The sequence below is a fragment of the Pigmentiphaga sp. CHJ604 genome, assembly GCF_036972535.1.
GTDB lineage: Bacteria > Pseudomonadota > Gammaproteobacteria > Burkholderiales > Burkholderiaceae_B > Pigmentiphaga > Pigmentiphaga daeguensis.
The window spans coordinates 409,331-435,408 of the sequence record NZ_CP136998.1; the positions used below are offsets into that span (position 1 = coordinate 409,331).

The 26,078-nt window shown below is 67.7% G+C and carries 28 protein-coding genes; 16 read left to right on the forward strand and 12 right to left on the reverse strand.

Features of this window, described 5'->3' with window-relative positions; all coding sequences use genetic code 11:
• The first annotated feature begins 147 nt into the window (after positions 1 to 147).
• A complete protein-coding gene (locus tag R4823_RS02060) occupies positions 148 to 843 on the forward strand; it encodes an ATP-binding cassette domain-containing protein (protein WP_087838421.1) in 696 nt (231 codons plus the stop codon).
• On the forward strand, positions 840 to 1,745 hold the full coding sequence (locus tag R4823_RS02065) for an ABC transporter permease (protein ID WP_087838420.1): 906 nt from the start codon (positions 840 to 842) through the stop codon (positions 1,743 to 1,745). Before R4823_RS02060 ends, R4823_RS02065 begins: the two co-directional genes overlap by 4 nt.
• 42 nt (positions 1,746 to 1,787) lie before the next feature.
• Here the strand turns inward: R4823_RS02065 and R4823_RS02070 are convergent, their stop codons facing one another.
• Positions 1,788 to 2,696: a LysR family transcriptional regulator gene (locus R4823_RS02070; RefSeq protein WP_338617204.1), complete on the reverse strand. Its 909-nt coding sequence runs from the start codon at positions 2,694 to 2,696 to the stop codon at positions 1,788 to 1,790.
• Between the two features lie 116 nt (positions 2,697 to 2,812).
• Here R4823_RS02070 and R4823_RS02075 point away from each other — a divergent pair, with 116 nt between their 5' ends.
• From R4823_RS02075 to R4823_RS02095, 5 genes are all read left to right on the forward strand, one after another.
• Complete coding sequence (locus tag R4823_RS02075; RefSeq protein ID WP_338617207.1) at positions 2,813 to 3,790, forward strand: tripartite tricarboxylate transporter substrate binding protein; 978 nt, start codon at positions 2,813 to 2,815, stop codon at positions 3,788 to 3,790.
• Between the two features lie 8 nt (positions 3,791 to 3,798).
• Complete coding sequence (locus R4823_RS02080; protein ID WP_338617209.1) at positions 3,799 to 5,055, forward strand: aromatic ring-hydroxylating dioxygenase subunit alpha; 1,257 nt, start codon at positions 3,799 to 3,801, stop codon at positions 5,053 to 5,055.
• A 40-nt stretch (positions 5,056 to 5,095) separates the two neighbouring features.
• Positions 5,096 to 5,563 carry an aromatic-ring-hydroxylating dioxygenase subunit beta gene (locus tag R4823_RS02085; RefSeq protein ID WP_338619246.1) on the forward strand — a complete coding sequence of 156 codons (468 nt, stop codon included), beginning with the start codon at positions 5,096 to 5,098 and terminating at the stop codon, positions 5,561 to 5,563.
• Positions 5,560 to 6,555 carry a 2Fe-2S iron-sulfur cluster-binding protein gene (locus R4823_RS02090; RefSeq protein ID WP_338617212.1) on the forward strand — a complete coding sequence of 332 codons (996 nt, stop codon included), beginning with the start codon at positions 5,560 to 5,562 and terminating at the stop codon, positions 6,553 to 6,555. The genes R4823_RS02085 and R4823_RS02090 overlap by 4 nt, the downstream gene beginning before the upstream one ends.
• Positions 6,556 to 6,658: 103 nt before the next feature.
• Positions 6,659 to 8,245 carry a CYTH and CHAD domain-containing protein gene (locus R4823_RS02095; RefSeq protein ID WP_338617213.1) on the forward strand — a complete coding sequence of 529 codons (1,587 nt, stop codon included), beginning with the start codon at positions 6,659 to 6,661 and terminating at the stop codon, positions 8,243 to 8,245.
• Between the two features lie 34 nt (positions 8,246 to 8,279).
• Here the strand turns inward: R4823_RS02095 and R4823_RS02100 are convergent, their stop codons facing one another.
• A complete protein-coding gene (locus R4823_RS02100) occupies positions 8,280 to 9,182 on the reverse strand; it encodes a LysR family transcriptional regulator (protein WP_338617216.1) in 903 nt (300 codons plus the stop codon).
• 122 nt (positions 9,183 to 9,304) lie between these two features.
• On the opposite strand from R4823_RS02100, the gene R4823_RS02105 reads away from it, so the two are divergent.
• Positions 9,305 to 10,120, forward strand: coding sequence for an alpha/beta fold hydrolase (locus tag R4823_RS02105; RefSeq protein ID WP_338617218.1), 816 nt, complete (start codon positions 9,305 to 9,307; stop codon positions 10,118 to 10,120).
• Between the two features lie 35 nt (positions 10,121 to 10,155).
• Entirely contained in the window at positions 10,156 to 11,160 is a 1,005-nt protein-coding gene (locus R4823_RS02110; protein ID WP_338617220.1) for a tripartite tricarboxylate transporter substrate binding protein, read from the forward strand.
• A 16-nt stretch (positions 11,161 to 11,176) separates the two neighbouring features.
• Here the strand turns inward: R4823_RS02110 and R4823_RS02115 are convergent, their stop codons facing one another.
• The 3 genes from R4823_RS02115 to kynB all read right to left on the reverse strand — a co-directional run bounded on the left by R4823_RS02115 (position 11,177) and on the right by kynB (position 14,002).
• On the reverse strand, positions 11,177 to 12,367 hold the full coding sequence (locus tag R4823_RS02115; RefSeq protein ID WP_338617222.1) for an amino acid aminotransferase: 1,191 nt from the start codon (positions 12,365 to 12,367) through the stop codon (positions 11,177 to 11,179).
• A 62-nt stretch (positions 12,368 to 12,429) separates the two neighbouring features.
• Positions 12,430 to 13,284 carry a tryptophan 2,3-dioxygenase gene (gene kynA / locus R4823_RS02120; RefSeq protein ID WP_338617225.1) on the reverse strand — a complete coding sequence of 285 codons (855 nt, stop codon included), beginning with the start codon at positions 13,282 to 13,284 and terminating at the stop codon, positions 12,430 to 12,432.
• 46 nt (positions 13,285 to 13,330) lie between these two features.
• Complete coding sequence (kynB, locus tag R4823_RS02125; RefSeq protein ID WP_338617228.1) at positions 13,331 to 14,002, reverse strand: arylformamidase; 672 nt, start codon at positions 14,000 to 14,002, stop codon at positions 13,331 to 13,333.
• An 86-nt stretch (positions 14,003 to 14,088) separates the two neighbouring features.
• Here kynB and R4823_RS02130 point away from each other — a divergent pair, with 86 nt between their 5' ends.
• Positions 14,089 to 14,562 carry an Lrp/AsnC family transcriptional regulator gene (locus tag R4823_RS02130; RefSeq protein ID WP_338619248.1) on the forward strand — a complete coding sequence of 158 codons (474 nt, stop codon included), beginning with the start codon at positions 14,089 to 14,091 and terminating at the stop codon, positions 14,560 to 14,562.
• Between the two features lie 6 nt (positions 14,563 to 14,568).
• Here R4823_RS02130 and R4823_RS02135 read toward each other — a convergent pair whose 3' ends face one another.
• Entirely contained in the window at positions 14,569 to 14,946 is a 378-nt protein-coding gene (locus R4823_RS02135; protein WP_087779920.1) for a RidA family protein, read from the reverse strand.
• A gap of 160 nt (positions 14,947 to 15,106) precedes the next feature.
• Here R4823_RS02135 and R4823_RS02140 point away from each other — a divergent pair, with 160 nt between their 5' ends.
• From R4823_RS02140 to R4823_RS02165, 6 genes are read left to right on the forward strand one after another with little or no spacing between them, the layout of a single operon-like run.
• On the forward strand, positions 15,107 to 15,874 hold the full coding sequence (locus tag R4823_RS02140) for a hypothetical protein (RefSeq protein ID WP_338617229.1): 768 nt from the start codon (positions 15,107 to 15,109) through the stop codon (positions 15,872 to 15,874).
• A gap of 43 nt (positions 15,875 to 15,917) precedes the next feature.
• Positions 15,918 to 16,910, forward strand: coding sequence for a tripartite tricarboxylate transporter substrate binding protein (locus R4823_RS02145; protein WP_338617232.1), 993 nt, complete (start codon positions 15,918 to 15,920; stop codon positions 16,908 to 16,910).
• Between the two features lie 4 nt (positions 16,911 to 16,914).
• Complete coding sequence (locus R4823_RS02150; protein WP_338617236.1) at positions 16,915 to 18,537, forward strand: FAD-dependent monooxygenase; 1,623 nt, start codon at positions 16,915 to 16,917, stop codon at positions 18,535 to 18,537.
• A gap of 13 nt (positions 18,538 to 18,550) precedes the next feature.
• Positions 18,551 to 19,258: an isochorismatase family protein gene (locus tag R4823_RS02155; protein ID WP_338617239.1), complete on the forward strand. Its 708-nt coding sequence runs from the start codon at positions 18,551 to 18,553 to the stop codon at positions 19,256 to 19,258.
• Entirely contained in the window at positions 19,255 to 20,157 is a 903-nt protein-coding gene (locus tag R4823_RS02160; protein WP_338617241.1) for a polysaccharide deacetylase family protein, read from the forward strand. The genes R4823_RS02155 and R4823_RS02160 overlap by 4 nt, the downstream gene beginning before the upstream one ends.
• A gap of 51 nt (positions 20,158 to 20,208) precedes the next feature.
• On the forward strand, positions 20,209 to 21,138 hold the full coding sequence (locus R4823_RS02165) for a LysR family transcriptional regulator (protein ID WP_338617242.1): 930 nt from the start codon (positions 20,209 to 20,211) through the stop codon (positions 21,136 to 21,138).
• 10 nt (positions 21,139 to 21,148) lie between these two features.
• Here R4823_RS02165 and R4823_RS02170 read toward each other — a convergent pair whose 3' ends face one another.
• From R4823_RS02170 to R4823_RS02195, 6 genes are all read right to left on the reverse strand, one after another.
• Complete coding sequence (locus R4823_RS02170; protein ID WP_279814460.1) at positions 21,149 to 21,649, reverse strand: glutathione peroxidase; 501 nt, start codon at positions 21,647 to 21,649, stop codon at positions 21,149 to 21,151.
• Positions 21,650 to 21,778: 129 nt separating this feature from the next.
• The gene (locus R4823_RS02175) at positions 21,779 to 22,741 is read right to left on the reverse strand and encodes a tripartite tricarboxylate transporter substrate binding protein (protein WP_087838405.1); all 963 of its coding nucleotides are present in this window, start codon (positions 22,739 to 22,741) and stop codon (positions 21,779 to 21,781) included.
• A gap of 1 nt (position 22,742) precedes the next feature.
• The gene (locus R4823_RS02180; protein WP_243724515.1) at positions 22,743 to 23,804 is read right to left on the reverse strand and encodes an amidohydrolase family protein; all 1,062 of its coding nucleotides are present in this window, start codon (positions 23,802 to 23,804) and stop codon (positions 22,743 to 22,745) included.
• Positions 23,805 to 23,847: 43 nt separating this feature from the next.
• Positions 23,848 to 24,375, reverse strand: coding sequence for a VOC family protein (locus R4823_RS02185; protein ID WP_087838404.1), 528 nt, complete (start codon positions 24,373 to 24,375; stop codon positions 23,848 to 23,850).
• 29 nt (positions 24,376 to 24,404) lie between these two features.
• Positions 24,405 to 25,361, reverse strand: a complete 957-nt coding sequence (locus R4823_RS02190; protein WP_087838403.1) for a fumarylacetoacetate hydrolase family protein — start codon at positions 25,359 to 25,361, stop codon at positions 24,405 to 24,407.
• Between the two features lie 161 nt (positions 25,362 to 25,522).
• Positions 25,523 to 26,059, reverse strand: a complete 537-nt coding sequence (locus R4823_RS02195) for a MarR family transcriptional regulator (protein ID WP_087838402.1) — start codon at positions 26,057 to 26,059, stop codon at positions 25,523 to 25,525.
• Between the last annotated feature and the right edge of the window lie 19 nt (positions 26,060 to 26,078).

The window sequence follows — 26,078 nt, forward strand, 5'->3', positions numbered from 1 at the left end:
TGGCGGGTTCCTTGCGCGGGGGGCCCTGGACTATAAAGCATCGCGGGCCATGGCCTCCTTGGGGAAACGTACCGTAGCATGTGTTCGGTATGATGAAAACCTCGGGGCCTGTCGTCTCCGGACGGCCCAGGTTACTATTTCGACCTCATGATCGAATTCCAGCAAGTCTACAAATCCTACGGCCGCGGCATCGACACGCTGGCCGATGTGACCTTCGGCATCGCCCAAGGTGAATTCGTCTTCGTCTCCGGCCCTTCCGGGGCGGGCAAGTCGACCCTGCTGAAGCTCATCGCGGGGCTGGACGTCCCCAACCTGGGCACGGTCCTGGTCAACGGGAAGAACGTCGGCAAGCTGCCCGGCCGGTTCCGGCCCTACCTGCGGCGCGCCATCGGCACCATCCTGCAGGACGTGCACCTGCTGAGCGACCGCAGCGCCTTCGAGAACGTCATGCTGCCCCTGACGGTGACCGGCCATTCGCGCGCGGCCGCCGCCAAGCGCGCCCACGCCGCCATCGAGCGGGTCGGCCTGTCCGGCAAGGACGGGTTGCGGCCGCAGGAACTGTCGGGCGGCGACCAGCAGCGGCTGGCCATCGCGCGCGCCATCGTCAACCGTCCCGGCCTGCTGATCGCCGACGAACCCACCGCCAACCTGGACCGCGAGAGCGCCCGCCGCATCGTCGAGGTCTTCCGCGACTTCAACCGCGTGGGCGTGACCACGATCCTGGCCACGCACGACGAAAGCCTGATCACCGACTACGCGACGCGCGTGCTGCTGGTGAAGGAAGGCAAGGTCACCGACGGCGGCAAGCGCACGCCGCGCCTGGGCGGGGAGGTCGAGGCATGAGTCCCCTGATCCGCCAACATCGCTATGCGCTGGGCGTGACCCTGCGCCGCCTGCTGTCGCAGCCGTTCTCGTCCATCGCCAACATCCTCGTCATCACGCTGGCGCTGGCCATTCCGCTGCTGGGGGCCACGGCCCTGATGTCGCTGCGCCCGGTGGCCAACCACCTGACGGCCGACCCCGAGATGACCGTCTTCATGCAGGTCAGCGCCACGCCGGCCGAGACCGGGGCCGTGGCCGACCGGATCCGGCGCGATCACGCCAGCGAGATCCGGGGCCTGCGGGTGATCAGCCGCGACCGCGCGCTGGCCGAGCTCAAGGCCAACCCGGCCTACGCCCAGGCCCTGGCGGTGCTGCCCGACAATCCCCTGCCCGACGCCATCGTCGTCACGCTGGAGGGCGAGGACCTGGCCCAGCGGTCGGCCAAGCTGGCGGCCCTGTGGAAGACCTGGGCCAAGGTCGACATGGTGCAGGTGGACAGCGCCTGGGTGCAGCGGCTGGAGGCCATCCTGCGCTTCGCCCGCGCGAGCCTGCTGTTCCTGGCCCTGGTGGTGGCGGTGGCGGTGCTGGCGGCGGTATTCAATACCGTGCGCATGCAGGCCCTGTCCCAGCGCGAGGAAATCGGCGTCGCACGGCTGGTGGGCGCCACCGAGTCCTTCGTGCGGCGGCCTTTCCTGTACCTGGGGGCGATCAGTTGCGGCGTGGCGGCACTGGCCGCGATCGGGCTGGTGGCCGTGGTGCTGGATCCGCTCAATGCCGCGCTGGCAGACCTGGCCCGCAGCTACGGGACCGAATTCGCGCTGCGCCTTCCGCAATGGGAATGGCTGGCGGCGTTCGTGGTCGGGGTGGCCCTGCTGGGAGCGCTGTCCGCGCGCTGGTCGGTCACCCGGAATACCCGCTTCTGATCCGCATGCCCCGCCGTCGCGCGGGGTGCCATCCCCGGGGCGTCAGAGGTTTTCCTCGTCGCTCCAGTCGCCATTCTCGGCCAGCCGCCGCTTGAGCCAGTCGACCAGGGCCCGCACCCGGGGCAGGGCGCCGCGGGTGCGCGGCAGCAGCGCCTTCAAGGCCAGTTCCGGCAGCCGATAGCCGTCCAGCACCGTGCGCAGTTGGCCGCGCGCCAGCGCCGGCGCGGCCATGCCGGCCGACAGGACCGTGATGCCGTTGCCCGCGATGGCCGAGGTGCGCAGCACGCGGCTGCTGTTGGAGGTGAAGCGCGACCGTACCTCCACCTGCGCCGTGCCGTCCGCGCTTTCGAACTGCCATAGCGCGCCCGAGGGCGTGAAGACCAGGCAATCGTGGTCGGTCAGCTCGCGCGGATGGACCGGGTTGCCGCGTGCTTCCAGATACGATGGCGCCGCGCAGACGACGCGGGGATACGGGGCTAGCCACTCGTCATCGACGTTCGCATACAGCTCGGGCAGGGCGCCGACCACGATGTCGAAGCCTTCCTCCACCGGGTTGACGGATCGGTCCAGCATGACGACGTCCAGCAATACCTGTGGATGGGCCTGCTGGAACTCGGTCAGGATGCGGGCCAGGTAAGGGGCGCCCAGCGTGGTCGGGATCTTGATGCGGATGCGGCCCAGCAGCCCGCCCCGCGTCTTCGTCATTTCCCCCAGCGTGTCGTCGAAATCGGCCACCAGGCCCGCGATGCGCGGCAGGAACTGCTCGCCCAGGTCGGTCAGCGTGACGCTGCGGGTCGAGCGGTTGAACAACTGACCCCGCATCTTCCATTCCAGTTGCCCCACCCGCTTGGTGATCACCGAGGGGGAAACGCCCAGTTGGCGCCCCGCTTCGGAAAAGCTGCCGGTACGGACGGTCGCCAGGAAGGCGCGCATGTTGTCCAGCGTGTCCATTTTTCTCGAAATGAAAAAAGTGATCGGGCGAATTCGTGGATTATCACTCAGATCAAAAGTAATTACGATGTCGACCTTAGAAACGGGCGTGGCTCAACCGCGCCGAGGAGACGATCGTGAAGCAATTCGTGGCACCGCTGGCAGCGGGCATCGTGGCATGGACCTGTATGGGGTCCGCGTGGGGGCAGGGTGGCGACGCGTACCCGACCAAGCCGGTCCGGATCATCGTTCCTTTCCCCGCGGGGGGCACGGCGGACTCGATCCCGCGCATCGTGGCCGAGAAACTCGCCCTGAAGTGGTCGCAGCCGGTCATCGTCGAGAACCGGCCCGGCGCCGGCGGCAACATCGGCGCGGATACCTTCGCCCGGGCCGAACCCGACGGCTATACCCTGATCGCCAGCCCGCCGGGGCCGATGGCGATCAACTTCAACCTGTACAAGAAGCTGGGCTACGACGCCCGCCGGTTCGCGCCCATCTCGGTGGCCGCGACCATGCCCACCGTGCTGGTGGTGCGGCCCGAGCTGGCCGCCATGCCGCCCCAGGACCTGTTCCGCCAGATCCGCGGGAATCCCGACAAGTTCACCTATGCCTCGCAGGGCAACGGCACGACCTCGCACCTGGCCGCCAACCTGTTCAGCATGGAGCTGCGGGCCCAACTGCTGCACATTCCCTACAAGGGGACGGCGCCCGCGCTGACGGACCTGATAGGCGGGAAGGTGGACCTGATGTTCGACAACATCAGCTCGTCGCTGGCCTTCCATCAATCGGGGCGGGTGAAGATCATCGCCGTGGCGGCGGACAAGCGGGTGGCCTCGCTGCCCGACGTGCCAACCTTCGGCGAGCTGGGTCTGCCCGACGTCGTGGCCGGCAGCTGGGTCGCCTTCGCCGCCCCGGCCGGGACGCCGCCGGCCATCACCGCCAGGATCAGCCAGGCGGTGGCCGAAATCGTCCGCATGCCGGACGTGCAGAAACGATTCGCCGACCTGTCGGCGGCCGCCGTCGGGGACACGCCGGCCGAGATGGCCGCTTTCGTCGGCAAGGAAGCGGAGCGTTGGGGCGCGGTGATCCGCACCGCCCACGTCACGCTGGATTGAGAGCAGAAATGGAAACGACCATAGAGGATCGCATCGAGGCCGGCATGCCGGCCTGGCCGGATACGCTGGCGCGCGTGCCGTTCGAGGTGTACCAGAGCCGAGCGGTGCACGGCCTGGAGCAGAAGAACATTTACGAAGGCGCCACCTGGAACTACCTGTGCCTGGAGGCGGAGCTGGCCGAACCCGGCGACTACGTGTCCACCTTCATGGGCGCCATGCCGGTGGTGGTGACGCGCGACGCCGACGGCGAACTGTACGGTTTCGAGAACCGGTGTGCGCACCGGGGTGCGCTGATCGCGCTGGAGAACGCCGGCAACGCCAAGGGCTTTTCCTGCGTCTACCACGCCTGGGCCTACGACCTGCAGGGCAACGTCAAGGGCGTGGCCTTCCAGCACGGAGTGAACGGCAAGGGCGGCATGCCGGCCGGGTTCGACGCGGGCCGGCATGCGCCGCGCAAGCTGCGCATCGCCGCCACCTGCGGCCTGGTGTTCGGCAGCCTGAGCGACGACGTCGATCCCATCGAGGAATACATCGGCGAGGACGTGCTGGCGCGCATCCGCCGGCTGCTGGGCGACCGGCCGCTGGAGGTCATCGGCCGCTACACGCAGATCCTGCCCAACAACTGGAAGCTGTATTTCGAGAACGTCAAGGATTCGTATCACGCGAGCCTGCTGCACCTGTTCCTGACCACGTTCGAGATCAACCGCCTGACCCAGCGCGGCGGCCTGATCGTTTCGCCCGACGGCGGCAGCCACGTCAGCTATTCGATCATCGACAAGACCGCCGAGGCCGGATCGGAATACAAGGACCAGGAACTGCGGGTCGACAACGAGCACTACCGGCTCCAGGACCCGAGCTTCCTCGACTACGTGGACGAGGTCGGCGACGGCATCACCCTGCAGATCCTGTCGGTGTTCCCGGGCTTCGTGCTGGGACAGGTCAACAACAGCGTGGTCGTGCGGCAGGTGCTGCCCAAGGACGTCGACGCGACCGAACTGAACTGGACCTATCTTGGCTATGCCGACGACACGCCCGAGCTGCGGCGCATGCGGCATCGGCAATTGAACCTGGTCGGGCCGGCGGGGCTGGTCTCGATGGAGGACGGCGCGGTGGGCGGCTTCGTCCAGCGCGGCGTGGGCACGGCGCGCGAATACTCGGCGGTCCTGGAGATGGGGGGCGAAGACACGGCATCATCCGACACGCGCGCCACCGAAGCGTCGGTGCGCGGTTTCTGGAAAGCCTATCGCCGCCACATGGGAGTCTGACATGGACCAATCGGATGTCAAACAATGGCTGGACGCCCGGATGTGCGCGCAACTACGCATCGACCGCCTCAACGCCGCCTATGCCCGGTGCATAGACAGCGACGAGCTGGAAGCCTGGCCGGATTTCTTCGACCGGGGCTGCCTGTACACCGTCACGTCCGACGACAACCACCGCCGGGGATTCGTGGGCGGCATCGTCTACGCCGACTCGGTGGGCATGCTGCGCGACCGGGTGTCGGGCCTGCGGGAAGCCAACATCTATGAAGGCCACCGCTATCGCCACCTGGTCGGCCCCGCTTCGGTACTGTCGCTGGAGGATGGCCGGGCCCGCGCCGAGACGCCCTTTGCCGTCTATCGCATCATGCGCACCGGCCGTACCGACCTGTTCGTGACCGGCCGCTACGTCGACGTGCTGCGCCTGGACGCCGGCGACGAGGCGAAGATCGTGGAACGGCGGGTCGTGTGCGACAGCTCCAGCTTCGACACGCTGCTGGCGATTCCGCTATGACCTGGCAAGTCACCGTGGCCGGCACGCCGCACGGCTTTCCCTGCGAACCGGGGGAGTCGCTGCTCGACGCCGCCGAGCGGGCCGGCTTCGAGCTGCCGTATTCCTGCCGGAAAGGGGTATGCGGCAATTGCGAGGGCGGGCTGGACAGCGGCGAGGTGGCCGTGGCGGGGGTGGCCTGCGCGGCGTCAGGGCGGGGCATCCTGTACTGCCGGGCCACGCCGTCGAGCGACGTGACCATCAGTCCGGCCTCGATACGCCCGGCCGACCGGTCCGCGCGCAAGCGCGTCCAGGCCAGGATCCACAGGATCGACCGCCTGGCCGACGACGTCACGCTGTTGCGGCTGCGCCTGCCCACGGGCGTACGGGTGAAGTTCCGCGCCGGACAATACCTCCAGGTCGTGCTGCGGGACGGCCAGCGGCGGCAGTTTTCGATGGCCAACCCGCCGGGCATCAGCGACGAGGCGCACCTGCACATCCGCCATGTGCCCGGCGGCTACTTCACCGGCACGGTGCTGCCGGCGCTGGAGCGTGGGCAATCGCTGGAGGTCGAACTGCCGTTCGGCGATTTCCATTGGCGCGAGGAGCACCGCGGGCCGATCGTCTTCGTGGCCACTGGAACCGGCTTCGCACCCATGGCGTCCATCATCGAGGACATGCTCAAGCGCAGGATCGAGCGGCCGCTTTCACTGTACTGGGGCGGGCGCACGTCGCGTCACCTGTATGCGCTGGAAACCGTAGCCGCCTGGCGCGCCCGCCATGCCGGCCTGCGCTTCGTTCCCGTCCTGTCGGACGAACCGGCCGGCACGCTGGACGGCGCGCGGACCGGGATGGTCCACCATGCCGTGCTGGAAGATTTCCCCGACCTGTCTTCGGCGCACGTCTACGCGTGCGGCTCGCCCGCCATGATCGCGGCGGCGCGCGGCGAGTTCGCCGAGCGCGCCGGTTTGCCGTCCGCGCAATTCTTCAGCGACGCTTTCGTCGTGGGGCCGTGAGCGGCGGCCGCGTTTTCGTTACCTGAAGATGAATTGTCATAATCCGGAGCCCTGCTGAACGCTACCATTGAGGCTTTTCATGCCCGCGGCCGACCTGCTCCCGATGGTAGAACAAGAACTCAAGTTTTCCGTCCCCTGGGCCGCGCGCAAGGCTGTCGCCGGCCAGTTCGCTTCCCTGTCATCCGCGCCCCGCATGCATCTGCGCGCGGTGTACTTCGACACCCCCGACAGGCAACTGGCCCGCCAGCGCGCGGCGATCCGGCTGCGCCAGGAGGGCCGCAAGTGGGTGCAGACCTTCAAGATGGCCGGCGCCGACGCCATGTCGCGCGTCGAACTGAATCATCCCAGTCCCGGCCGTACCCTGGACCTGTCCGTCTATGCCGGCACGCCCGCCGAAGCGGTGCTGGCCGGCCTGACCGCCGAACTCGGCGTGCGCTACGAGACCGACGTCTGGCGCAAGGCGGCCGCGGTGCGTACCCGCGCGGGCTCGGTGGAGGTTGCCTACGACGTGGGCACGATCCGGGCGCAGGGACTGGAGCTGCCGGTGTGCGAGCTGGAGTTCGAACTGCTGTCCGGGCGGCCCCAGGCGCTGTTCATCGTGGCCGGCCGCTGGCTGGCCCGGCATGGCCTGGTGCTGGACCTGCGCAGCAAGGCCGAGCGCGGCGACGGGCTGGCCAATGCCGCGGCCCGCATCGCTGCCGCGCCGCTGGACGAACGGCCCCAGGTCAGGGAAGCGGAGATCGCCGCGTTCTGGGCGCCGCGCTTCGCCACCGGGATCGGGCTGGGCCAGGACGAGACGCCCGATCAGGCGCTGGCCGCGATGACCGCTGAATGCTTCGAGCAGATTGCTCGCAACGCGGCGCCGTTGGCGGCAGCCGACGCGCCTCCCGGGGTACGGCTGGGGGGCGCCGAACACGTGCACCAGTTGCGTGTCGGCATGCGCCGGCTGCGCTCGGCCTGGAAGCTGCTGGACGGCAATGCCGAACTGCCCCCGGCGGCGTTGCAGGACGGTGCGCGCAGGCATTTCGCCGACTTCGGCCGGGTCCGCGACCAGGACGTGATGGGCGGCGAGGTCCTGTCCGCGCTGGTCGATGCCGGCATGCCGCCCTTGCAATGGCAGCCGACGGCCGGGATCGACGCGGCCACCCTGGCGTCGTCCGTGGATTTCCAGGCGTGGCTGCTGGGCCTCCTGGCCTGGAATGTGGGCTTACGCGAGCCCGGCCCCAGCCTGCCCATGGCCGGCGGACTGCCGGCGGCCGAACCGGCGGCGGAGCCGGAAACCGCGCGCCCCGTCCGTCTCGCGCGCGCCGTCACGCCGCGCCTGCGGAAGTGGCACGGCCGGCTGGTCCGAGAGGGGCGGCACTTCGTGCGCCTGGAAGACGAGCGCCGCCACGCGCTGCGCAAGCTGGCCAAACGCCTGCGCTACGGCCTGGCCTTGTCGGCGCCTTTATACCGCGCCGCGCGCGTTCGCGCCTATCGCAAGAAGCTCGCGGCCCTGCAGGACATCCTGGGCGAGATCAACGACCTGGTCGTGGCGCGCACGCACTATGCATCGCTGGCCGACGCGCATTCCCAGGCCTGGTTCGCGCTGGGATGGATCGCCGCGCGGCTGCGGGAACTGGAGGTCCAGGCCGAGGCGGCCTTCGGCGTGCTGGCCGAGGTCAAGGTGTTCTGGAAGGCCCGGCGGTGAAGGCGCGGGGCCGCAGGCGCGCCCGGTAGGCGTGCTAGGCGCCCGCGGGCATCCGCGCCGCCTCGTCGCGCAGCAGGGCCAGAAAATACTCCGCCGCCGGCGTTGCCGGGATCTCCTGATTCCAGATGGCAACCAGGTCGCGTTGCAGGCACAGCTCCGGCAAGGACAGCGCCGCGAGATCCGGATAGTGGCGCAATACGGATTCCGGCCACAGCGTCAGGAAGCGGCCCTTGCGCAGCAGCTCCGCGGTGCATGGAATCGAGACTCCCTGAACGGTGGCTGTGGGCGCCGGCTGCTCCAGCTGCTTGAACAACGCGACCAGATGCGGCCGCAGCACGCCGTTCTGCGGCGGCAGCACCCAGGGATAGTCTCGCAGGCGCGGCAGGCATGACCGCCCCGGCAGTTTCCGCAGCGGATGGTCGTGCGCCATGGCGACATGGAAGGGGTCGGCCATCAATCGGCAGTGGGCCAGCGCCGCCGGCAACTCCAGATTGGTGAGCATGGTCACCGCCACGTCCAGGCGGCCCTCGCGCACGCCCATGATCAGCGGATGGTACAGCCCCTCTTCCACGAACACCTGCATGCCCGGGCGCTCGCCGTACAGCCTCAGCAGCGCGCGGGGCAGCAGCGTGGCCGATGCCCCGGCGCCGCTGCCCACGCGCACCACGCCGATATGCGCGCTCTTGAGCGCATCCAGTTCCTCGTGCGCCGCCGCGAGCTGCATGTCGATCGCGCGCACGTAGGGCAGCAGCGTGTGCGCGTAGACCGTCGGCGCCACGCCCCAGGCATGGCGGGTGAACAGCGCCATGTCCAGGGACTGTTCGAGCTGGCGCAGGCTCTTGCTCAGGGCGGGCTGCGACATGCCCAGCGCCCGGCTGGCCTTACCCAGCGACCGGTGTTCGTATACGGCAAGAAAATGCTGCAGCTTGGCGTCCATGCGGCACCCATATCCATTGGTTATGACTGAGCCAGCCCAAAGCCATCTAGCAGCCCGCCCCAAGGGATGCATAGAATGGGCCTCCACCAAGGTTTCTCATCTTTTCGAAGGCGGCGACACCCATGCACCAAGGATATCAGCTCACTTCCGGCTCGCCCCGCATCGCCTACGAGTCGCACGGCCAGGGCGCGCCCATCGTGTTCGTGCATGGCGTGGGGGGCAACCTGGACAATTGGCGCGACCAGCTCGAGCACTTCGGCCGCGATCACCGTGCCGTGGCGCTGGATCTGCGCGGCTACGGCCATAGCGACGACATCCCCGGCCCCCTGGATTTCCACGATTTCGCGGCCGACGTGCTGGCGGTCATGGATGCGCTGGGACTGGCGCGCGCGCCGCTGGTGGGGTTGTCCATGGGAGGGCTGGTGATCCAGTCCGTCTATGCGCGCGCGCCGGAGCGGGTCAGTGCCCTGGTGCTGGCGGCCTGCCGGCCGGCCGATGCGCCGGTGGCCCATGGCGAGCAGTTCGCCCGCGATCGCCTGGCGCCGCTGGAGTCCGAGCAGCCCCAACAGGCGCTGGCCGACAGCCTGCTGCCCAAACTGATGGGGCCCGCCACCGCGCCCGACGTCGTGGCCCGGCTGCGCGACAGCCTGCTGCGTCTGCGGCTGGACCAGTACCGCCAGATCGTGCCGGTGCGCACGCGGGTGCCGCCTTATCTGGCGCTGGCCGACATCCGCGTGCCCGCGCTGGTATTGGGCGGGCGGCAGGACCAGCTCGCGCCGGTCGAGCAGATGCAGGCCATCGCCCGTGCCATCGCCGGCAGCGAGCTGGACATCTTCGAGGACTGCGGCCACTTCCTGAACATCGAACAGGCGCCGGCCTTCAACGCCCGCCTGCGCGCATTCCTGGATGCCGCGGCCGCGCGCGCGCCGTCCGTCTGAACCCGCCGTTCCACCCTCGGACCTGGAGTCTTCCCATGTTCATCGCAAGACCGCTTTTCGCAGGAACATTGTCGTTGCTCGCCGCCGTGGCCACGCTGTGGGTGGCGGCCGCCGCGCCCATAGCGGCGCACGCGCAGTCCGGGTATCCGGACAGGCCGGTCAAGCTGCTGGTGCCTTATCCGCCCGGCGGCGCCATGGATCTGGTGGGGCGCATCCTGGCCAAGGACTTCTCCGAGCGCACAGGCCAGCCCATGGTGGTCGAGAACAAGCCCGGGGCCGCCACGATCATCGCCGCCACCGCCCTGGCCGGCGCCGCGCCGGATGGCTACACGCTGATGCTGGCGCCCAACTCCACGCTGACCATTATTCCGCAGCTCTACGCCAAGCTGCCGTTCGACGTGAAGCGGCTGGAAGCGGTGGCGCTGGTAGGGACCAACCAGATGGTGTTTTCCACCAGCAGCGGCAGCGGCCTGAACGATCTGGCGGCGCTGGTGGATAAGGCGCGCGGAACGCCGAAAAGCGTCTCGTACGGTTCGTTCGGCAATGGCAACATCACCCACCTGTTGGGGGAGCTGCTCAACCAGTCGGCGGGCATCGCCATGCTGCATGTTCCCTACCAGGGCGCGGCGCCGGCCATGAGCAGCCTGCTGGGCGGCAACATCACGGCTACCTTCGACACCGTCACCAATGTGGCGCCCCAGGTGCAGGCGGGCAAGCTGCGCGCGTTGGCTGTTACCGGCCGCCAGCGCAGTCCGCTGCTGCCCGACACGCCCACCTTCGCCGAAAGCGGTTATCCGGCCCTGGCGGCCGTGGACAGCTGGGTCGGCCTGCTCGCTCCAGCGGGCATGGATGCCCGGGTAAGGGCCAGGCTGGACGCGCATCTGAACCACATCCTGCGCGATCCGGCCTTCGTCAGGCAGTTGAGCGAGCGCGGCTTCGACGTGCCCGTCGTCGATGCCGCGATGCTGGCGCAGCAGGTCAAGGAAGAGCGCGGCCTGTATCGCCAGGTCATCGGCAAGGCGAACATCCGGCTCGATTGAGCCGCACCAGCCTGGATCAGGCCAGGACCTTGGCCATGGACGCGGCCACGTAGTCCAGGTTGGCCTCGAACAGTCCGGCCACGCACATGCGGCCGGACTGGATCAGGTAGACGCCGAACTCGTCGCGCAGCCGGTCGACCTGCGCCGGGTTCAGGCCGGTGTAGCTGAACATGCCGCGCTGGTTGACGAAGTAATCCACGTCCAGGTCCGGGCGCAGGGCGTGCAGGCGATCGCGCAAGCCCTTGCGCATGGCATGGATGCGCGTGCGCATCTGCGCCACTTCCCCTTTCCATTCCTCGCGCAGCGCGGGGTCGTTCAGCAGGGCGCTGACCACGCGGCTGCCGAACAGCGCCGGGCTGGAGTAGTTCTTGCGGACCGTGGCCTGGAGCTGGCCCAGCACGCGGCCGGCTTCGTCGGCGGTCGGGCAGACCACCGACAGCCCGCCCACGCGTTCGCCGTACAGCGACATGTTCTTCGAGAACGAATTGCCTACCAGCATGGCGATGCCGCGGTCGGCGGTCTCGCGCACGACCCAGGCGTCTTCTTCCAGGCCGTCGCCGAAGCCCTGGTAGGCCATGTCGAAGAACGGGATGGCGTTGCGGGCGACCAGCACGTCGATGATCTTGAGCCACTGTTCGCGCGACGGGTCGATGCCCGTCGGGTTGTGGCAGCAGGGCTGGAGCAGCACGATGCTGCGCTCGGGCAGCGTCTCGAAGGTGGCCAGCATCTCGTCGAAGCGGATGCCGTTGGTGGCCGCGTCGTAGTACGGGAAGGCATGCATGGGGAAACCCGCGCCACCCAGGATGTTGTAGTGGTTCTCCCAGGTGGGATCGCTGATCCAGATCTCGCTGCCGGGGAAATGTGCCTTCAGGAAATCGGCGCCTACCTTGAGCGCGCCCGAGCCGCCCAAGGTATGGATGGTCGCCACCCGGCCCTCGGCCACGGCGCGGTGCCCGGCGCCCAGCACGGTTTCCTGGATCGCCTTGCGGTACTGGGCATCGCCTTCCATCGGCAGGTAGACCGCGGGCACCGAGGTGTCGATGCGGTCGCGGGCCTGGCTCACGCTGCCGAGCACGGGCACCTTGCCGGCGCCGTCATAGTAGAAGCCGATGCTGAGGTTGACCTTGTGCTCGCGCGGGTCTTTCAGGAAGGTCTGCACCAGCGACAGGATGGGGTCGCCAGCATAGCGGGGAACGTGCTCGAACATGGAACGATTTTCCTTGGAACTATCAATCAATTATAGGACGGCGCGGGAGAGGTGTTCCCGGGTCAGAGACTAGTTCTCATCTGCCAGAGCTCGGGGAACAGGACCACTTCCAGCATCTTGCGCAGGTAGCTCACGCCGGCCGTGCCCCCCGTTCCGCGCTTGAAGCCGATCACGCGCTCGACCGTCGTCACGTGGCGGAAGCGCCATTGGCGGAAGGCGTCTTCCAGGTCGACCAGCTTTTCCGCCAGCGCGTACAGGTCCCAGCAGGCATCCGGGTCGGCGTAGACCTTCAGCCAGGCGGCCTCGACCGAGGCATCGTATTGGGTGGGTTGGGTCCAGTCCCGCGCGAGGCGTTCGGGCGCGACGGCGAAACCGCGCCTGGCCATCAGCATCAGGGCCTCGTCATATAGCGAAGGCGCTTCCAGCGCGGCTTCCACCAGTGCCTTGCGCTCGGGGTGATGGGCATGCGGCGCCACCATCGCGGCGTTCTTGTTGCCCAGCACGAATTCGATCTGCCGGTACTGGAAGGACTGGAAGCCGGAGGAACTGCCCAGGTACTGGCGGAACTTGCTGTATTCCGACGGTGTCATGGTCGACAGCACCGTCCAGGCATGGACCAGCTGCTCCATGATGCGCGAGACGCGCGCCAGCATCTTCAGGGCCGGCTCCACCTCGCTGCGCTGGATGCAGGCGCGGGCCGCGAACAGCTCGTGCAGCATCAGCTTCATCCAGAGCTCGCTGGTCTGGTGCTGGATGATGAACAGCATCTCGTTGTGGTCGGGCGACAGCGGATGCTGGGCGCCCAGCAACTGGTCCAGGCCGAGGTAGTCGCCATAGCTCATGGATTTGGAGAAATCCATTTGCGCGTTGTGCCACGCGGAGGGGGATGCGTTGCTGTCTTGCCGGGAGGCAGTCATGGAAAAACGTCCTGGACGATGGGTCGTTGAAACGGAAGCGGGATGGTCAGCGTAGTGGCCGCAGCACCGCGCGCACGGGACTCGCGTCCAGCGTCGCGAAGCGCAGCGGCAGGGCAATCAATTCGTAGTCGCCTTCGGGCGCCTGGTCCAGCACCAGGCCCTCGAGAATGGCCATGCCCGCCGCGTGCACTGCGCGGTGAGCGTCCATGGTCTTGGATTCCTGCGGATCGATGGACGGCGTGTCGATGCCGACCAGCCGCACGCCGTGCCGCGCCAGCAGCTCGATGACGGCGGGTGCGATCGCGCAGAAGCCGCTGTCCCAGCGCTCGACCGGATTGCGGGCGTAGGTGCGCAGCAGGACACGCGGCGGCACATCCGCCAGGGCGTGCTCGATATGGCGCGGTTCCACCAGCGGACCGGCATCCAGACAGTGGATGACACGGGCCGGACCGAGATAGGTGTCGAGCGGCACGGCGCCGATGGGCACGCCGTCGCGCGCGTAATGCAGCGGCGCGTCGGCATGGGCGCCGGTGTGCGGCGACAGCGTGACGCGCCCCACGTTCACGGGACAGGCGCCTTCCATGCGCCAGACTTCGGCTTGCTGGAACGGCGTGTCGCCCGGCCAGACGGGGGTGGCGGGGGAAAGCGGGGGGCTGATGTCGATCAGGGACATGGCGTGGCGAGATAGGATCAGGTGGAATCTTATCGAAGCGGCCATCGAATGTGCTGGCATTTTCAATGGCTGGGAAGGGTCGAATTCGAATAAAATTCGAAAATCAAAGAATTTGACGAAATTCCATGCGAATAAAACTCGACCGCCTCGACATGCGCATCGTCGAGTGCCTGCGGCGCGACGGCCGCATCAGCAACCAGGACCTGGCGGCCCAGGTCTCGCTGTCGCCGTCGGCCTGCCTGCGGCGGGTCAAGCTGCTGGAAGAGGCCGGCATCATCCAGGGCTATGGCTGCGTGCTGGACTACGCCAAGCTGGGCCTGGAAGTCGAGGCCGTGGTGCACGTGTCCATGCGCCACGAGGTGGAGGGATGGCACGAAGCCTTCGTGGCCGCCATCAAGGACTGGCCGGAGGTGCTGTCCGCCCGCATCGTCACGGGCGGAGCCAACTACATGCTGGTGGTGCGGGCGCGGGACGTCAGCCACTACTCGGACTTCATCGTCAACCGCCTGTATCGCGCGCCCGGCGTGCGCGACATCGAGTCCAACATCGTGCTGGGCTACATCAAGCGCTCGGCCTCGCCCTTCGAGGTGCTGGACCGGGAGTGATCCCCGCTATTTGTTGACCACCCCGAACGCCACGATCTCCACCTTCATGCCCGGCACGACCAGGGCGGCCACGGCCGCGCTGGAGCGGCTGGGGTAGGGCGCGGTGAAGAACTCGCGGTAGACGGCGTCGATGGCCTTCATGTCGTTGACGTCGGTCATGTAGATCAGTACCTGCGTGACGTCGTCCAGCGTGCCGCCGGCCGCTTCCACCGCCGACTGCAGGTTGCGGAAGGTCAGCCGGGCCTGGTCCTCGATCGGGCCGGTGTCGATGCTGCCGTCCTTGCGCACCGGTCCTTGCGAGGTGAACAGGATCCCGCCGCTGCGCACCGCCCAGGAAAAGGGCTGGCCCACATCGGGCAGGCCGACGTCGATGACTTCTTTCATGTTGTTGCTCGCTGTCTGACGGAAAGCGCAGATGCTCCCATGAAACGGGGGAACTTGCCCAGGGTGGCGACGCCGCGTGATACCCCCCATCAACCAAAGTTAATTGTTGCGACGGCGACGTCTGCCCATAATTTCTTCGACTCTCGAACGAAGGAATGTCATGAGCGACGTAGTACGCGAGTACGGCAACGGTGCGGTGCTGGGCGTGGCGGTTCCGCAGGCGAATCCCGTGGTCGAGCCCGAGCTGGCGGCCCTGCTGCCTGCCGGATTCTCGATGCTCGTCACGCGTCTGCAAGGCAGCCGCACGGATTCGCGCCAGCGGCTGATCGACTACCTGGGCAATCTGCCGGCCAGCCTGGAGACCTACGACAGCGCCAAACTGGACGTGCTGGGCTATGCCTGCACCGGCAGCTCGTATCTGGTCGGGGCGGATGAGGAACGGCGCGCGCTGGATGCCGCGTCGGCGCGCTTCGGCTATCCGATCATTTCCTCGGCGCAGGCGCTGCGCCGGGCCCTGGACCATCTGGGCGCGAAGCGGGTCGCCCTGTTCGCGCCCTATCCGCCGTTCCTGGTCGAGGCCAGCAAACACTATTGGAAAGCCGTGGGCCTGGACATCGCCGATTGCGCCTCGGTGTCGCTGGATACCAGCGATACGCGCGACATCTACGGCATCACGACTCCCCTGGTGATGTCGTCGTTCAGCCGGCTGCGCTGGCAGGATGCCGACGCCATCATGTTCACCGGAACCGGCATGCCGACGCTCAGGGCCCTGGTCGAAGTCTCGTCCATGACCGGCAAGCCGGTCCTGTCTTCCAACCTGTGCCTGGCCTGGGCCATGGTGAGGGAGGCCGGCGGCGCGGCCTACCTGGCTCCCGAGCGGGTGGGAGAGCCGCTCTACGGCGGATGGGCCGCCCGCATTCCCGTCTAGTTTTCCCGGCGCGGCGGCGACCGCGCAACTTCAGGAGAATCGCATGAACGCTTCCAGACAAGCGTGGCATCGTCACGCCCGAGTCCTGTTGGCCTGGACCCTGTCCGCGGCCGCGTTGTCCGCGGCCTGGGCGGCGGACTATCCCAGCCGTCCCGTCACGTTGATCGTGCCGTTCGCGGCGGGGGGGCCGACCGATGTCACCGCGCGCATCTTCGCGCGTGCCATTTCCCCCGAACTGGGCCAGACCGTCGTGGTGGACAACCGGCCGGGCGCCGGCGGCACCCTGGGGGGCGGGCTGGCGGCCCGCGCGGCGGCCGACGGCTACACGCTGCTGTGGGGCGGCACCAGCACGCTGGCGGTCGCGCCGTCGCTGTATGCCTCGCTGCCCTACGATCCGCTTGCTTCGTTCCAGCCGGTCAGCCGCGCCGTGCGCGGGCCGCTGGTACTGGCGGTCAACAGCAAGCTGCCCGTGCGCACGGTCGCGGACGTCGTGGCATTGGCCAAGGCCAAGCCGGGCAGGCTGAGTTTCGGCTCCGCGGGCGTCGGGTCGATCATCCACCTGACCGGCGAGCTGTTCAAGGCGCGTGCCGGGATCGACATGATCCATGTCCCCTACAAGGGCAACGCGCAGGTACTGACGGACCTGACTGGCGATCACCTGGACATGGCGTTCATCGCCCTGGGGCACATGCTGCCCCACATGCAGGACGGCGGCCTGCGCCCCATCGCCATTTCCAGCCTGGAGCGCAACCCGCTGGTCCCCGATCTGCCGACCCTGGCCGAAAGCGGCTATCCCGGGTTCGAGTCGCTCGAATGGTTCGGGCTGGTGGCGCCCAAGGGAATTCCCGCCGATGTGCTGGCGAAGCTGAACAGCGCATTCCGCCACGCCAGCCAGCACCCGTCGGTGCGGGCGGAAATCGCCAAGCTCGGCTACATGCCCGTGGACGAGACGCCGGACCAGTTCTCGGCGGCGGTGGTGGCCGAAGGCAGGAAATGGAAGCAGGTGGTGATGGATGCAAAGGTTTCGGTGGAGTGACTGTATGACTGAAGAAGTGTTGTCCACCCCGGTCGCGATCGTGGGGGCCGGCCCGGTGGGCTTGTCCCTGGCGCTGGATCTCGCGTGGCGGGGCATCGATGCGGTGGTGCTGGAAAAGGAGGACGGGCATGTGACCCATCCGCGCGCCGGGTTCGTTTCCGTGCGGACGATGGAGCTCTTCCGGCGCTGGGGGATCGCGCAGTCGGTTCGGGAAAGCGGGTTTCCCGACGATTTCGCGCTTTCCATCGAGTTCTGCACCAGCCTGGCCGGCCATACGCTGGCCAGGGACGAGTATCCCGCGCTGGCGGCCATGCCGCTGCCGGAGTGGTCGCCGGAGAAGAAGCAGCGCTGCCCGCAGCACTGGCTCGATCCGGTCCTGAAGGCGGCGCTGCGGGACAGCGGCCGCGGCACGCTTCGGGTCGAGACGCGGGTCGATGGCTTCGAGCAGGACGAGGAACGTGTCCTGGTCCGCGCGACGGACCTGCGCCGGGGCGCGCCGCTGACGATCCGGGCCGACTATCTGGTCGGCTGCGACGGCGGGGGCAGCACGGTCCGGACCGGTCTCGGCATAGAGATGGAGGGCAGGGGGCATCTGAATTATTCGATGAGCGTGCTGTTCTTCTGCCCGGGGCTGCTGGCGCAGTGCGGCAAGCAGGCCGCCGAACGGTTCCTGCTGATCGGACCGGAAGGAACGTGGGGCAACGTCACGGTGATAGACGGGCGCGAGGTGTGGCGGCTGACCGTGTACGGCACGGCGTCGAAGTTCGATATGGATGCCTTCGACGCCAGGGCCTGGGTGCTGCGTGCGCTGGGCACGGACCGGATCGCGTTCGAGGTGGTGTCCATCCTGCCATGGAAGCGGGCGGAACTGGTAGCCGAAAGCTACGGGCAGGGACGGGTATTGCTGGCCGGCGATTCCGTACACACGATGTCGCCCACGGGAGGCATGGGCATGAATACCGGCCTGGGCGACGTGGCCGACCTGGGGTGGAAGCTGCAGGCGATGATCGAGGGATGGGGCGGACCGGCCCTGCTGCCGGCCTACACGCGGGAGCGCAAGCCGGTGGCGGTGCGCAATGCCGCCTACTCGACCCACAACTACAAGACCTGGGTGTCGCCGCCCCGATGCGAATACCTGCTGGAGGAAACGGCGCAGGCGGAAGCGGCGCGCCGCGAGATCGGCGGGCAGATGAAGCGCGCCACGCAGTACGAATGGCAGTCGTGGGGGTTGCAGATGGGATACCGCTACGACGATTCGCCGCTGTGCGTGGCGGACGGCACGCCGCCGGTTCCCGACGAATATTCGCGCTATGTGCAGACCGCGCGCCCGGGCGCGCGCGCGCCGCACGTTTGGCTCGAGCCGGGGCGGTCGACGCTCGATCTGTTCGGCAAGGGATTCGCGCTGCTGGCATTCGGCGACGAGGCCATGGCCGAGGCTGCCCGATTCGTGCGCGAGGCGGATCGCAGGGGGATGCCGCTGGCGGTGCACCGGATCGACGCCGCGCAGGCGGCCGAGGCGTATGGCGCGCCGCTTGTGCTGGTGCGTCCTGATGGCCACGTGGCGTGGCGGGGAACCGAGGCCCGCGACGCGGCCCGGATCGTCGATATCGCGCGCGGTGCGCGCTGAGGAGGAAAACGACATGTCGGAAATATGGGACCAGCTCATTCCCGAGCGAGACCGGGCCGCTTCCCGCCTGGCCGGCTTTGGCCGGCCGTCGGGGCTGGGCCGTCGCCCGGCGCTGTTGATCATCGACGTGCAGTACCGCACGGCGGGGACGAAGCCCATGCCGTTCGAGCAGGCGGTGCAGGAGTTCGCCACGTCCTGCGGCGATACCGCCTGGCTGGCGATCGAGCACATCGCCGATCTGCTGGCGCTGTTCCGCGCGAAAAACTGGCCGGTGCTGTATCCCCACGTCGCGCCCAAGTTCGGCTTCGACCAGGGGCGATTGACGGAGAAAGTGCCGACCATGATGCAGATCCCGGCCAAGGGCTACGAGTTCGTGGAGTCCATCGCGCCGCGCCAGGGCGACGTGCTGCTGCCCAAGAAACATCCCAGCGCATTCTTCGGCACCCCGCTGGCCAGTTATCTGGTCAATACCGGCGCTGACACGCTGGTGGTGACGGGATGCGCGACGTCGGGCTGCGTGCGCAGCAGCGTGGTGGACGCCTTTTCCTACAACTACCGGGTGGCCGTGCCTTCGGACGCGGTCTATGACCGGAACCAGGCTTCGCATGCCGTCAATCTGTACGACATGGCGGAGAAGTACGCGGACGTGATGGATACCAGGACATTGCTGGCGGCGCTCGAAGCGTTGTCGCCGGCGGCATCGGAGGAGGAAGCGAAGTGAAGAAGTTCGAGCACGGCAATGATCGCTACGACTACAGCGCCATCGTCAGCCGGCCTGTCTACGACTGGCCCGAAGGGCGGCGGTTGGCGGTTTATTTCGCCCTCAACATCGAGGGCTTCGAGTTCGGGCGCAATCCCGGCAACGATTTCACCTCCATGCCATCCGCTCCCTACCACCGCGGATACGCTTATCGCGACTACGGCAATCGCGTGGGGGTGTGGCGCATCCTGCGGGAATTCGAGTCGTTCGGATTTCCCTTGGCGGTGCTGGCCAACGGATCGGTCTACGACGTCTGCCCGGAGGTACTGGAGGCATGCCGGCAGCGTGGCGACGAGATGGTCGGACACGGGCGTACGAACTCCGAGCGCCAGGCCGACATGGCGCCGGACGCCGAGCGGACCATGCTGGGCGAGGTCAAGTCGCTGTTCGAGCGGCATGAGGGCAAGGCGCCGGCCGGATGGCTGGGACCGTTCATCTCGCAGAGCCCGAACACGCCGGAACTGCTCAAGGAACTGGGATGGAAATACATGCTCGACTGGTGGTTCGACGACCAGCCCATGTGGTTCCGCACCAAGCACGGCCCCATTCTCGCGGTGCCCTATCCGTCGATGGAACTCAACGATCTGCCCGCCTACGTGAACCGGGGAGCGAGCGACGAGGAGTTCACGCGCATGGCCATCGATGCGTTCGACGAACAGCTCCAGGAATCGGCGCAATACCCGATGGTATATTGCCTGTCGCTGCATACGTTCCTGACCGGACAGCCCCATCGCATCAGGCAATTGCGGCGGATCCTGTCCCATATCGCCTCGCAGCGCCACCGGGTATGGCTGACGACGCCCGGAGCGATCGCCGAGCACGTCGCGAGCCTGCCGCCGGGTGTCGTTCCCAGCCGCTGAACGGGATGCCCGGGCCCCAAGCGCGCATCACTCCCTGTCCGGGTGCCCAGCATGGACATACGCCAGATACGCTGCTTCGTCGCGCTTTATGAAGAGGGCAGCATCACGCGCGCAGCCCGCCGGCTGCACGTCGTCCAGCCCGCGATCAGCCAGCAGATCAAGCGGCTGGAGGCACATCACGATGTGCAACTGTTCAGCCGGGACCCGCATGGCGTGACGCCCTATCCCCTGGCGCACGAGTTCTACCGGCATTGCATCCGCGTGCTGACGGAACTCGAACGCGCGGGAGCGGTATTGGCGAGCGGCGCGGACCGGTTCAGCGGCAAGATCCGGATCGGCGCCCAGGCGTCGTTTCACCAGTTCGTGATGGCGCGGGCGCTGGAGGCGTTCCGCGAGCGCCATCCGGCGGTCGAATTCTTGTCCCGCGACGGGTACCGCAGCGACCTGATCAGTTGGCTGATCTCCGGCGACCTGGAGTGCGCGCTGCTCAGCACGACGCAGGACCTGCTCAACATGCAGACCCGGGATATTTCCACCGAAGCCCTGGTGGTGGTCGGTCATCGGAGTACCCTCGCGGACCGGGACCACGTGCGGGGAAATGAATTGGCCGGGTTCCAGCTGGTGCTGCCGTCGCGCTACAAGTCCATGCGCAACCTGATCGACGCCCAGTTCGGCCTGCAAGGACTGGTCTTGCGGCCGCAATTGGAAATCGACTCCTTGCAGAGCCTGTTGCACGTCACGCTCAGGCCGGGGTGGCTGTCCATCATTCCGCCCATGGCCTTGTCGTCGGAGTTGTTCGGGGGAGCCCTGCGCAGCGTGGCCCTGGTCGAGCCGGTCATCAGGCGCAAGGTGGTCGTGGCCTGGCAGCGCCACAAGACGCTCTCCGCACCGGTTCACGGGTTCATCGATATCCTGTCGGAGATCCTGGCGGGTATCCCGGGGGTGGAGATTCCAGGCAGGGACGCCGAGGCGCGGGATTGATCGTGGCCGGTCAGGACGAAGCCGGACCGGAGCCCAGCGCCGCCTCGACATCCGGTCCGATCGATTCCGGCTTGTCCGTGGGCGCGTAGCGGGCGATGGGCACGCCGGTTCGATCGACCAGGAACTTGGTGAAGTTCCACTTGATGGCGCCGGTGCCCAGCAGGCCGGGCTTGGCGCTTTTCAGCCAGCGGTAGAGCGGATGGGCCCCGTCGCCATTGACGTCGATCTTGGCGAACATCGGGAAGGTCACGTCGTAGTTGAGCTTGCAGAAGTCCCGGATGCTCTCGTTGCTGCCCGGCTCCTGGTGGCCGAACTGGTCGCAGGGGAAGCCCAGGATTTCCAGGCCGCGTTCGCGGTAGGCGCGGTACATGGCTTCCAGGCCCGCGTACTGGGGGGTGAATCCGCATTGCGAGGCCACGTTCACCACCAGCAGCACCTTGCCGCGAAAGCGCTCGAGCGGTACGTCGCGGCCTTCGATGTCCGTGGCGGAAAAATCGTAGATGGTCGTCATGGCGTGTCCCTGGGTGAGTGGCGGGGCGCGCCCGGTTGGGGCGGCGCGCCGTTTCACCGCGCATCATCAGGCGCCTGCCGCCCCGCCGTCAACTCCGCCGGAAGCGCTGCCCTTCGCCTGGTCGCGTGCTCATTCGGGCTCGACGCCGGAGCGTTCGACCAATGCCTTCCACCGTTCCATGTCGGCGCGGATGCGCGTGCCCAGTTCTTCGGGGGAACTCAGGGCGACTTCCAGCCCCTGCTGGTGCAGCGATTCGCGGATTTCTGCCGAGGCGAGGGCCTGCCCGACGGCGCGGTGCAGACGCTCGACGACGGGCCGTGGAGTGCCGGCGGGAGCGAGTAGGCCTATCCAGGGCGCGAACGGGAAGTTGGCGTAGCCGGCTTCCTGCAAGGTGGGTATGGCGGGCGCCAGCGGCGAGCGGTGGTCGGCGATGACGGCGACGAGCCGCAGCTTGCCCGCCGCCACGTGGGGCAGCGCCACGTTCAGGGACAGCAGCGCGGCCTGCACCTGTCCGCCGATCAGGTCGGTGACGAGTCCCGACATGCCCTTGTAGGGGACGTGCAGCATGTCGATCCTGGCGGTCTGCTTGAACAGTTCCATCAGGAAGTAGTGCGGCGTCCCGAGCCCGGGCGAGGCATAGGACAGTCCGCCGGGACGCTTCTTGGCCAGTTCGACGAGTTCGGCCAGTGAGTGCGCGGGTAGCGAAGGCGTGACGGCCAGCGCCCACGTGCCGGTCGCGACCATGGCCACCGGCGCGAAGTCCTTTGAAGGCGAGAAGGTGACGCTTTTGTACAGGTACGGAAGCATGGTGATGGTGTCGGCGGTCGAGAGCAGGGTGTGCCCATCGGGAGGCGCCTTCGCCACGCCGGACGTTCCAATGGTGCCGCTTGCGCCGACGCGGTTCTCGACCACCACGGGCTGGCCCAGGACGCGCGCCATTTCCGGGGCCAGCTTGCGGGCGACGAAATCCCCTCCGGCGCCGGGGGTATAGGGAACGACGACGGTGACGGGCCGCGTGGGAAAGGTCTGTGCGCCCGCGCCACCCGTCAAGGCGGCCAGCGCGGCGGTGAGCATGATCCCGAAGCGTTTCATGTCAGGCCTCCTGGACGCTGGTGGCTGCCGCGGGCGCGGCCTTGTGCGCGAGGCCTATCAGCCCGGCGATGTTGTCATGGCAGATCTTGCGATGGGCGTCGGCGGGCAGCGCCAGGGACCGGATGGCGCGCAGTGTGTCGCGGATGAAGCCCGGGCCTCCTTCGGGATCGAACGGGCAGTCGCTGGCGAACACCACATGGTCGTTGCCGAAGAAGTCCAGTCCGCAGCGTATGGAGGAGGCCGAGCCGCCCACGGCCGTGTCGCCGTAGAACCGGCGGAAACAGTCGACGGGGCGGTCGCCGAGCATGTCCTTGATGTAGCCGAGGTCCTCGTCCGCGGTGCGTACGCCGATCTGGTCCCATAGCGTGCCGACGCGGCCTTCGAAGTAGGGAATCATGCCGCCCAGGTGATGAGTGATGATCTTCAGCGTGGGCAGGCGCGTCATCAGCCCCGAGAACACCAGGCGCGCCATCGCCACGCTGGTTTCATAGGGCCAGCCCAGCACCTGCCAGATCTCGAAGCGGGATTTGCCTTCCGTCGGATAGTCCGCGTAGCCGGCGCCGCGGTGGGGATGCATCCAGATCGGCACGTCGTGGTGGACGGCGCGCTCGAACAGGGGCAGGAAGCTCGGATGGTCCAGCGGCGCGCCGTGTATGTTGGTCTCGATCTGGATACCGGCGGCGCCCAGCTCGAGCACGGCGCGGTCGAATTCTTCCAGCGCCGCCTCGATGTCGTTCAAGGGCAGGCTCGCGACGAAGGCCGGGAAGTAGGCGCGGTGGCGGTCGACGATCTCGGCCAGGCCGTCGTTGCCCAGCCGGGCGAGGGCGGGCGAGGCCTCCGGCCCCAGGACGTTGTCGGCCGAGGGTTGGGACAGCGAGATCACCTGCCGGTAGTCGCCGAAGCCCTTCATCATCTCGATGCGGCGGGGCACGTCATGGAGCATGGGCACGGTGCCCAGGCGCTTGGCGATGTCGCGGTTGGTCGAAAGCCGCTCCACCTCGCGCAGGTAGGCGGGAGGCATGAGATGGGTGAATGCGTCGAGCACGGGCAGGTCGTCGTTCATCGGTGTCTCGCTGGTGATTGTCGTTGGAGGAACTGGCCGGCGCTCAGTCCGTGCGCGTGGCGTCGATGCCCTGGCGCAGCCGGCGTTGGGAAGGGCGGTCGGCCATGCTGTGGCGATCGCCCGCGGCGAAGACGTCGTCGTGCTGGAAGCCGTCGTAATGCTGGATCTCCCACCAGTTATGGTCGAGGTCTTCCAGGTAGAACGAGTACACGCCGTGCTGGCTCTTGACCGACAGGACCTGCCGGATCTCGTACTTTTCCTGGAGCGCCCTGGCGGCTTCCCAGGCAGCGTCGACTTGCGCCGGGGTGGCGACGTCCAGGCCCCAGTGGTTGAAGACGCTGACGGGCTTCAGGCGTTCTCCCACTTCCAGGCAGACGATGTGGAACTTCAGGCCGCAGCGGATGGACAGTCCGCGCGAGGCATGGTGCACGCATTCGAGTCCCAGGAATTCTTCATAGAAGCGCCTGGATTTCTCGATGTCATAGCACTCCAGGGTGCCATGGGACAGCACATAGGGCCTGACGACCGACCCGGCATGGGCCGGCGCCGGGACGATGCTTTCGATGTTCATGTCTGGTCTCCTCTCTTGTCGCGGATGCGTCAGGCGGCCGCGATGTCGTTGCGCAAAGTGCCGATGCCGGCGATCTCGACCTCGACCTGGTCGCCCGGGTGCATGAAGACCTGCGGGTCGCGGCCGAAGCCGACGCCGGCCGGGGTGCCGGTCAGCAGCACGTCGCCGGGCTGGAACCGGTACCACTGCGAGAAGTAGGCGATGGTCTCGGCGATGGGATGGATCAGGTCGCCGACGCTGGTCGATTGCATGACGCGGCCGTTGAGCCGGGTGACGAGCTGCAACGACGACGGATCGCCGACTGCGTCGCTCGTGGCCAGCACCGGCCCCATGGGAGTGAAGCAGGGGAACTGCTTGCCCATGATGTTGAGTTCCCAGCTCTGGCGTCCTTCGACCGGGGTGCGGGCGGCCTGGACGCCCGGCATCCAGTCGCGCGCCGAGACGTCGTTGGCCGCCATGTAACCCGCGACGTGGTCGAGCGCCTGTGCCGGCCGCACGCGGTGGCAGGCGCGGCCGAAGACGACGGCCAGTTCGCCTTCGTAGTCGACCTGTTCGATGCCGGCGGGGATGGGAATGCGGGCGCCGGGGCCGGCCACGCTGTCAGGACTCTTGAGGAAGGCGGTCGGATGGGGCGGCGGGCCGCCCCCCATCTCGCGGACGTGGGCGCCGTAGGCGCGGCCCGCCGCAAGGATCAAACGGGGATCAGGCACCGGAGCCAGCAGCGGGGTCGCCGATGCATCGGTCAGGGCTCCCGTGCTGCGTAGCCGGTCCCGTTCGCTAGCGCCCAGCCCTTCCGCGCGGCGGACCAGGCGGCGCACGGCTTCCAGCCCTTCCGGGCCCGCCTGCAGGATGCCGCGCACGCTTGCGGGCAGCCAGGCCTCTATCGTGCCGGGGGCCGCCGCGCGGCCAAGGTGCAGGATCTCGCCGGATTCCAGCAGGGCGCCGGCAATCCCGCCGGGGGTCGCGTCGATCGTGACGAGCTTCATGGTGGACCTCGGGCAAGCAATGGCATCGGAACCACGGAGCAGTTCTCGACACGAGTCATGCCCACGCAGCGCATGCGAAGCATTGGATCACTAAATGGTAGTTTAAACAACCTTTTTGGCGCGACGAAGATCCTAGGGAATTCCCCGGGGGAAAAGGCGGGTCAGTGCGAGTCGGCCTTGAGCGTCGCGCGCTTGTTGACCCTGCGGGCCACCGTGATCTTGCGGTTGACCGGAGAAGAGGGCGAAGCGCCGGCGACCGCGTTCCGGTACACGGCGCGCAACGTCCGGAAGGTGGCTTCCACGTCGGCGTCGGGTATGTCGGCCAGCCACTGCTTTTGCAGGGTCTGCGTCAACGGAGAGAATTTGCGGACGATGGCCCGTCCCGCGGGGGTAATGGAGACGCTGGTCGCGCGCTTGTCGCCCGGTTGCGCCGAGCGCATGACGAAGCCGCGCTCTTCGGCCTGCGCCACGGTGCGCGACAGGTAGGACAGTTCGGCGCCGGTATGGCTGGCGAGTTCGCTCAGCGACTGGTGGTCGCGGTCGTTCAGCGTGGCCAGCACGCGCCAGACGGACAGCGGGATGTCGTCCGCCTTCAGTTCGTCGCCGAAGGTGGCGGCGATGATGTGGGCCGCGCGGTGCAGCAGGTATCCCAACGAATTCTCGAGGTGGTCGTTGGAATGGCCGGCGGGTTTCTTCATGAGTCGGATGCGGCGAACC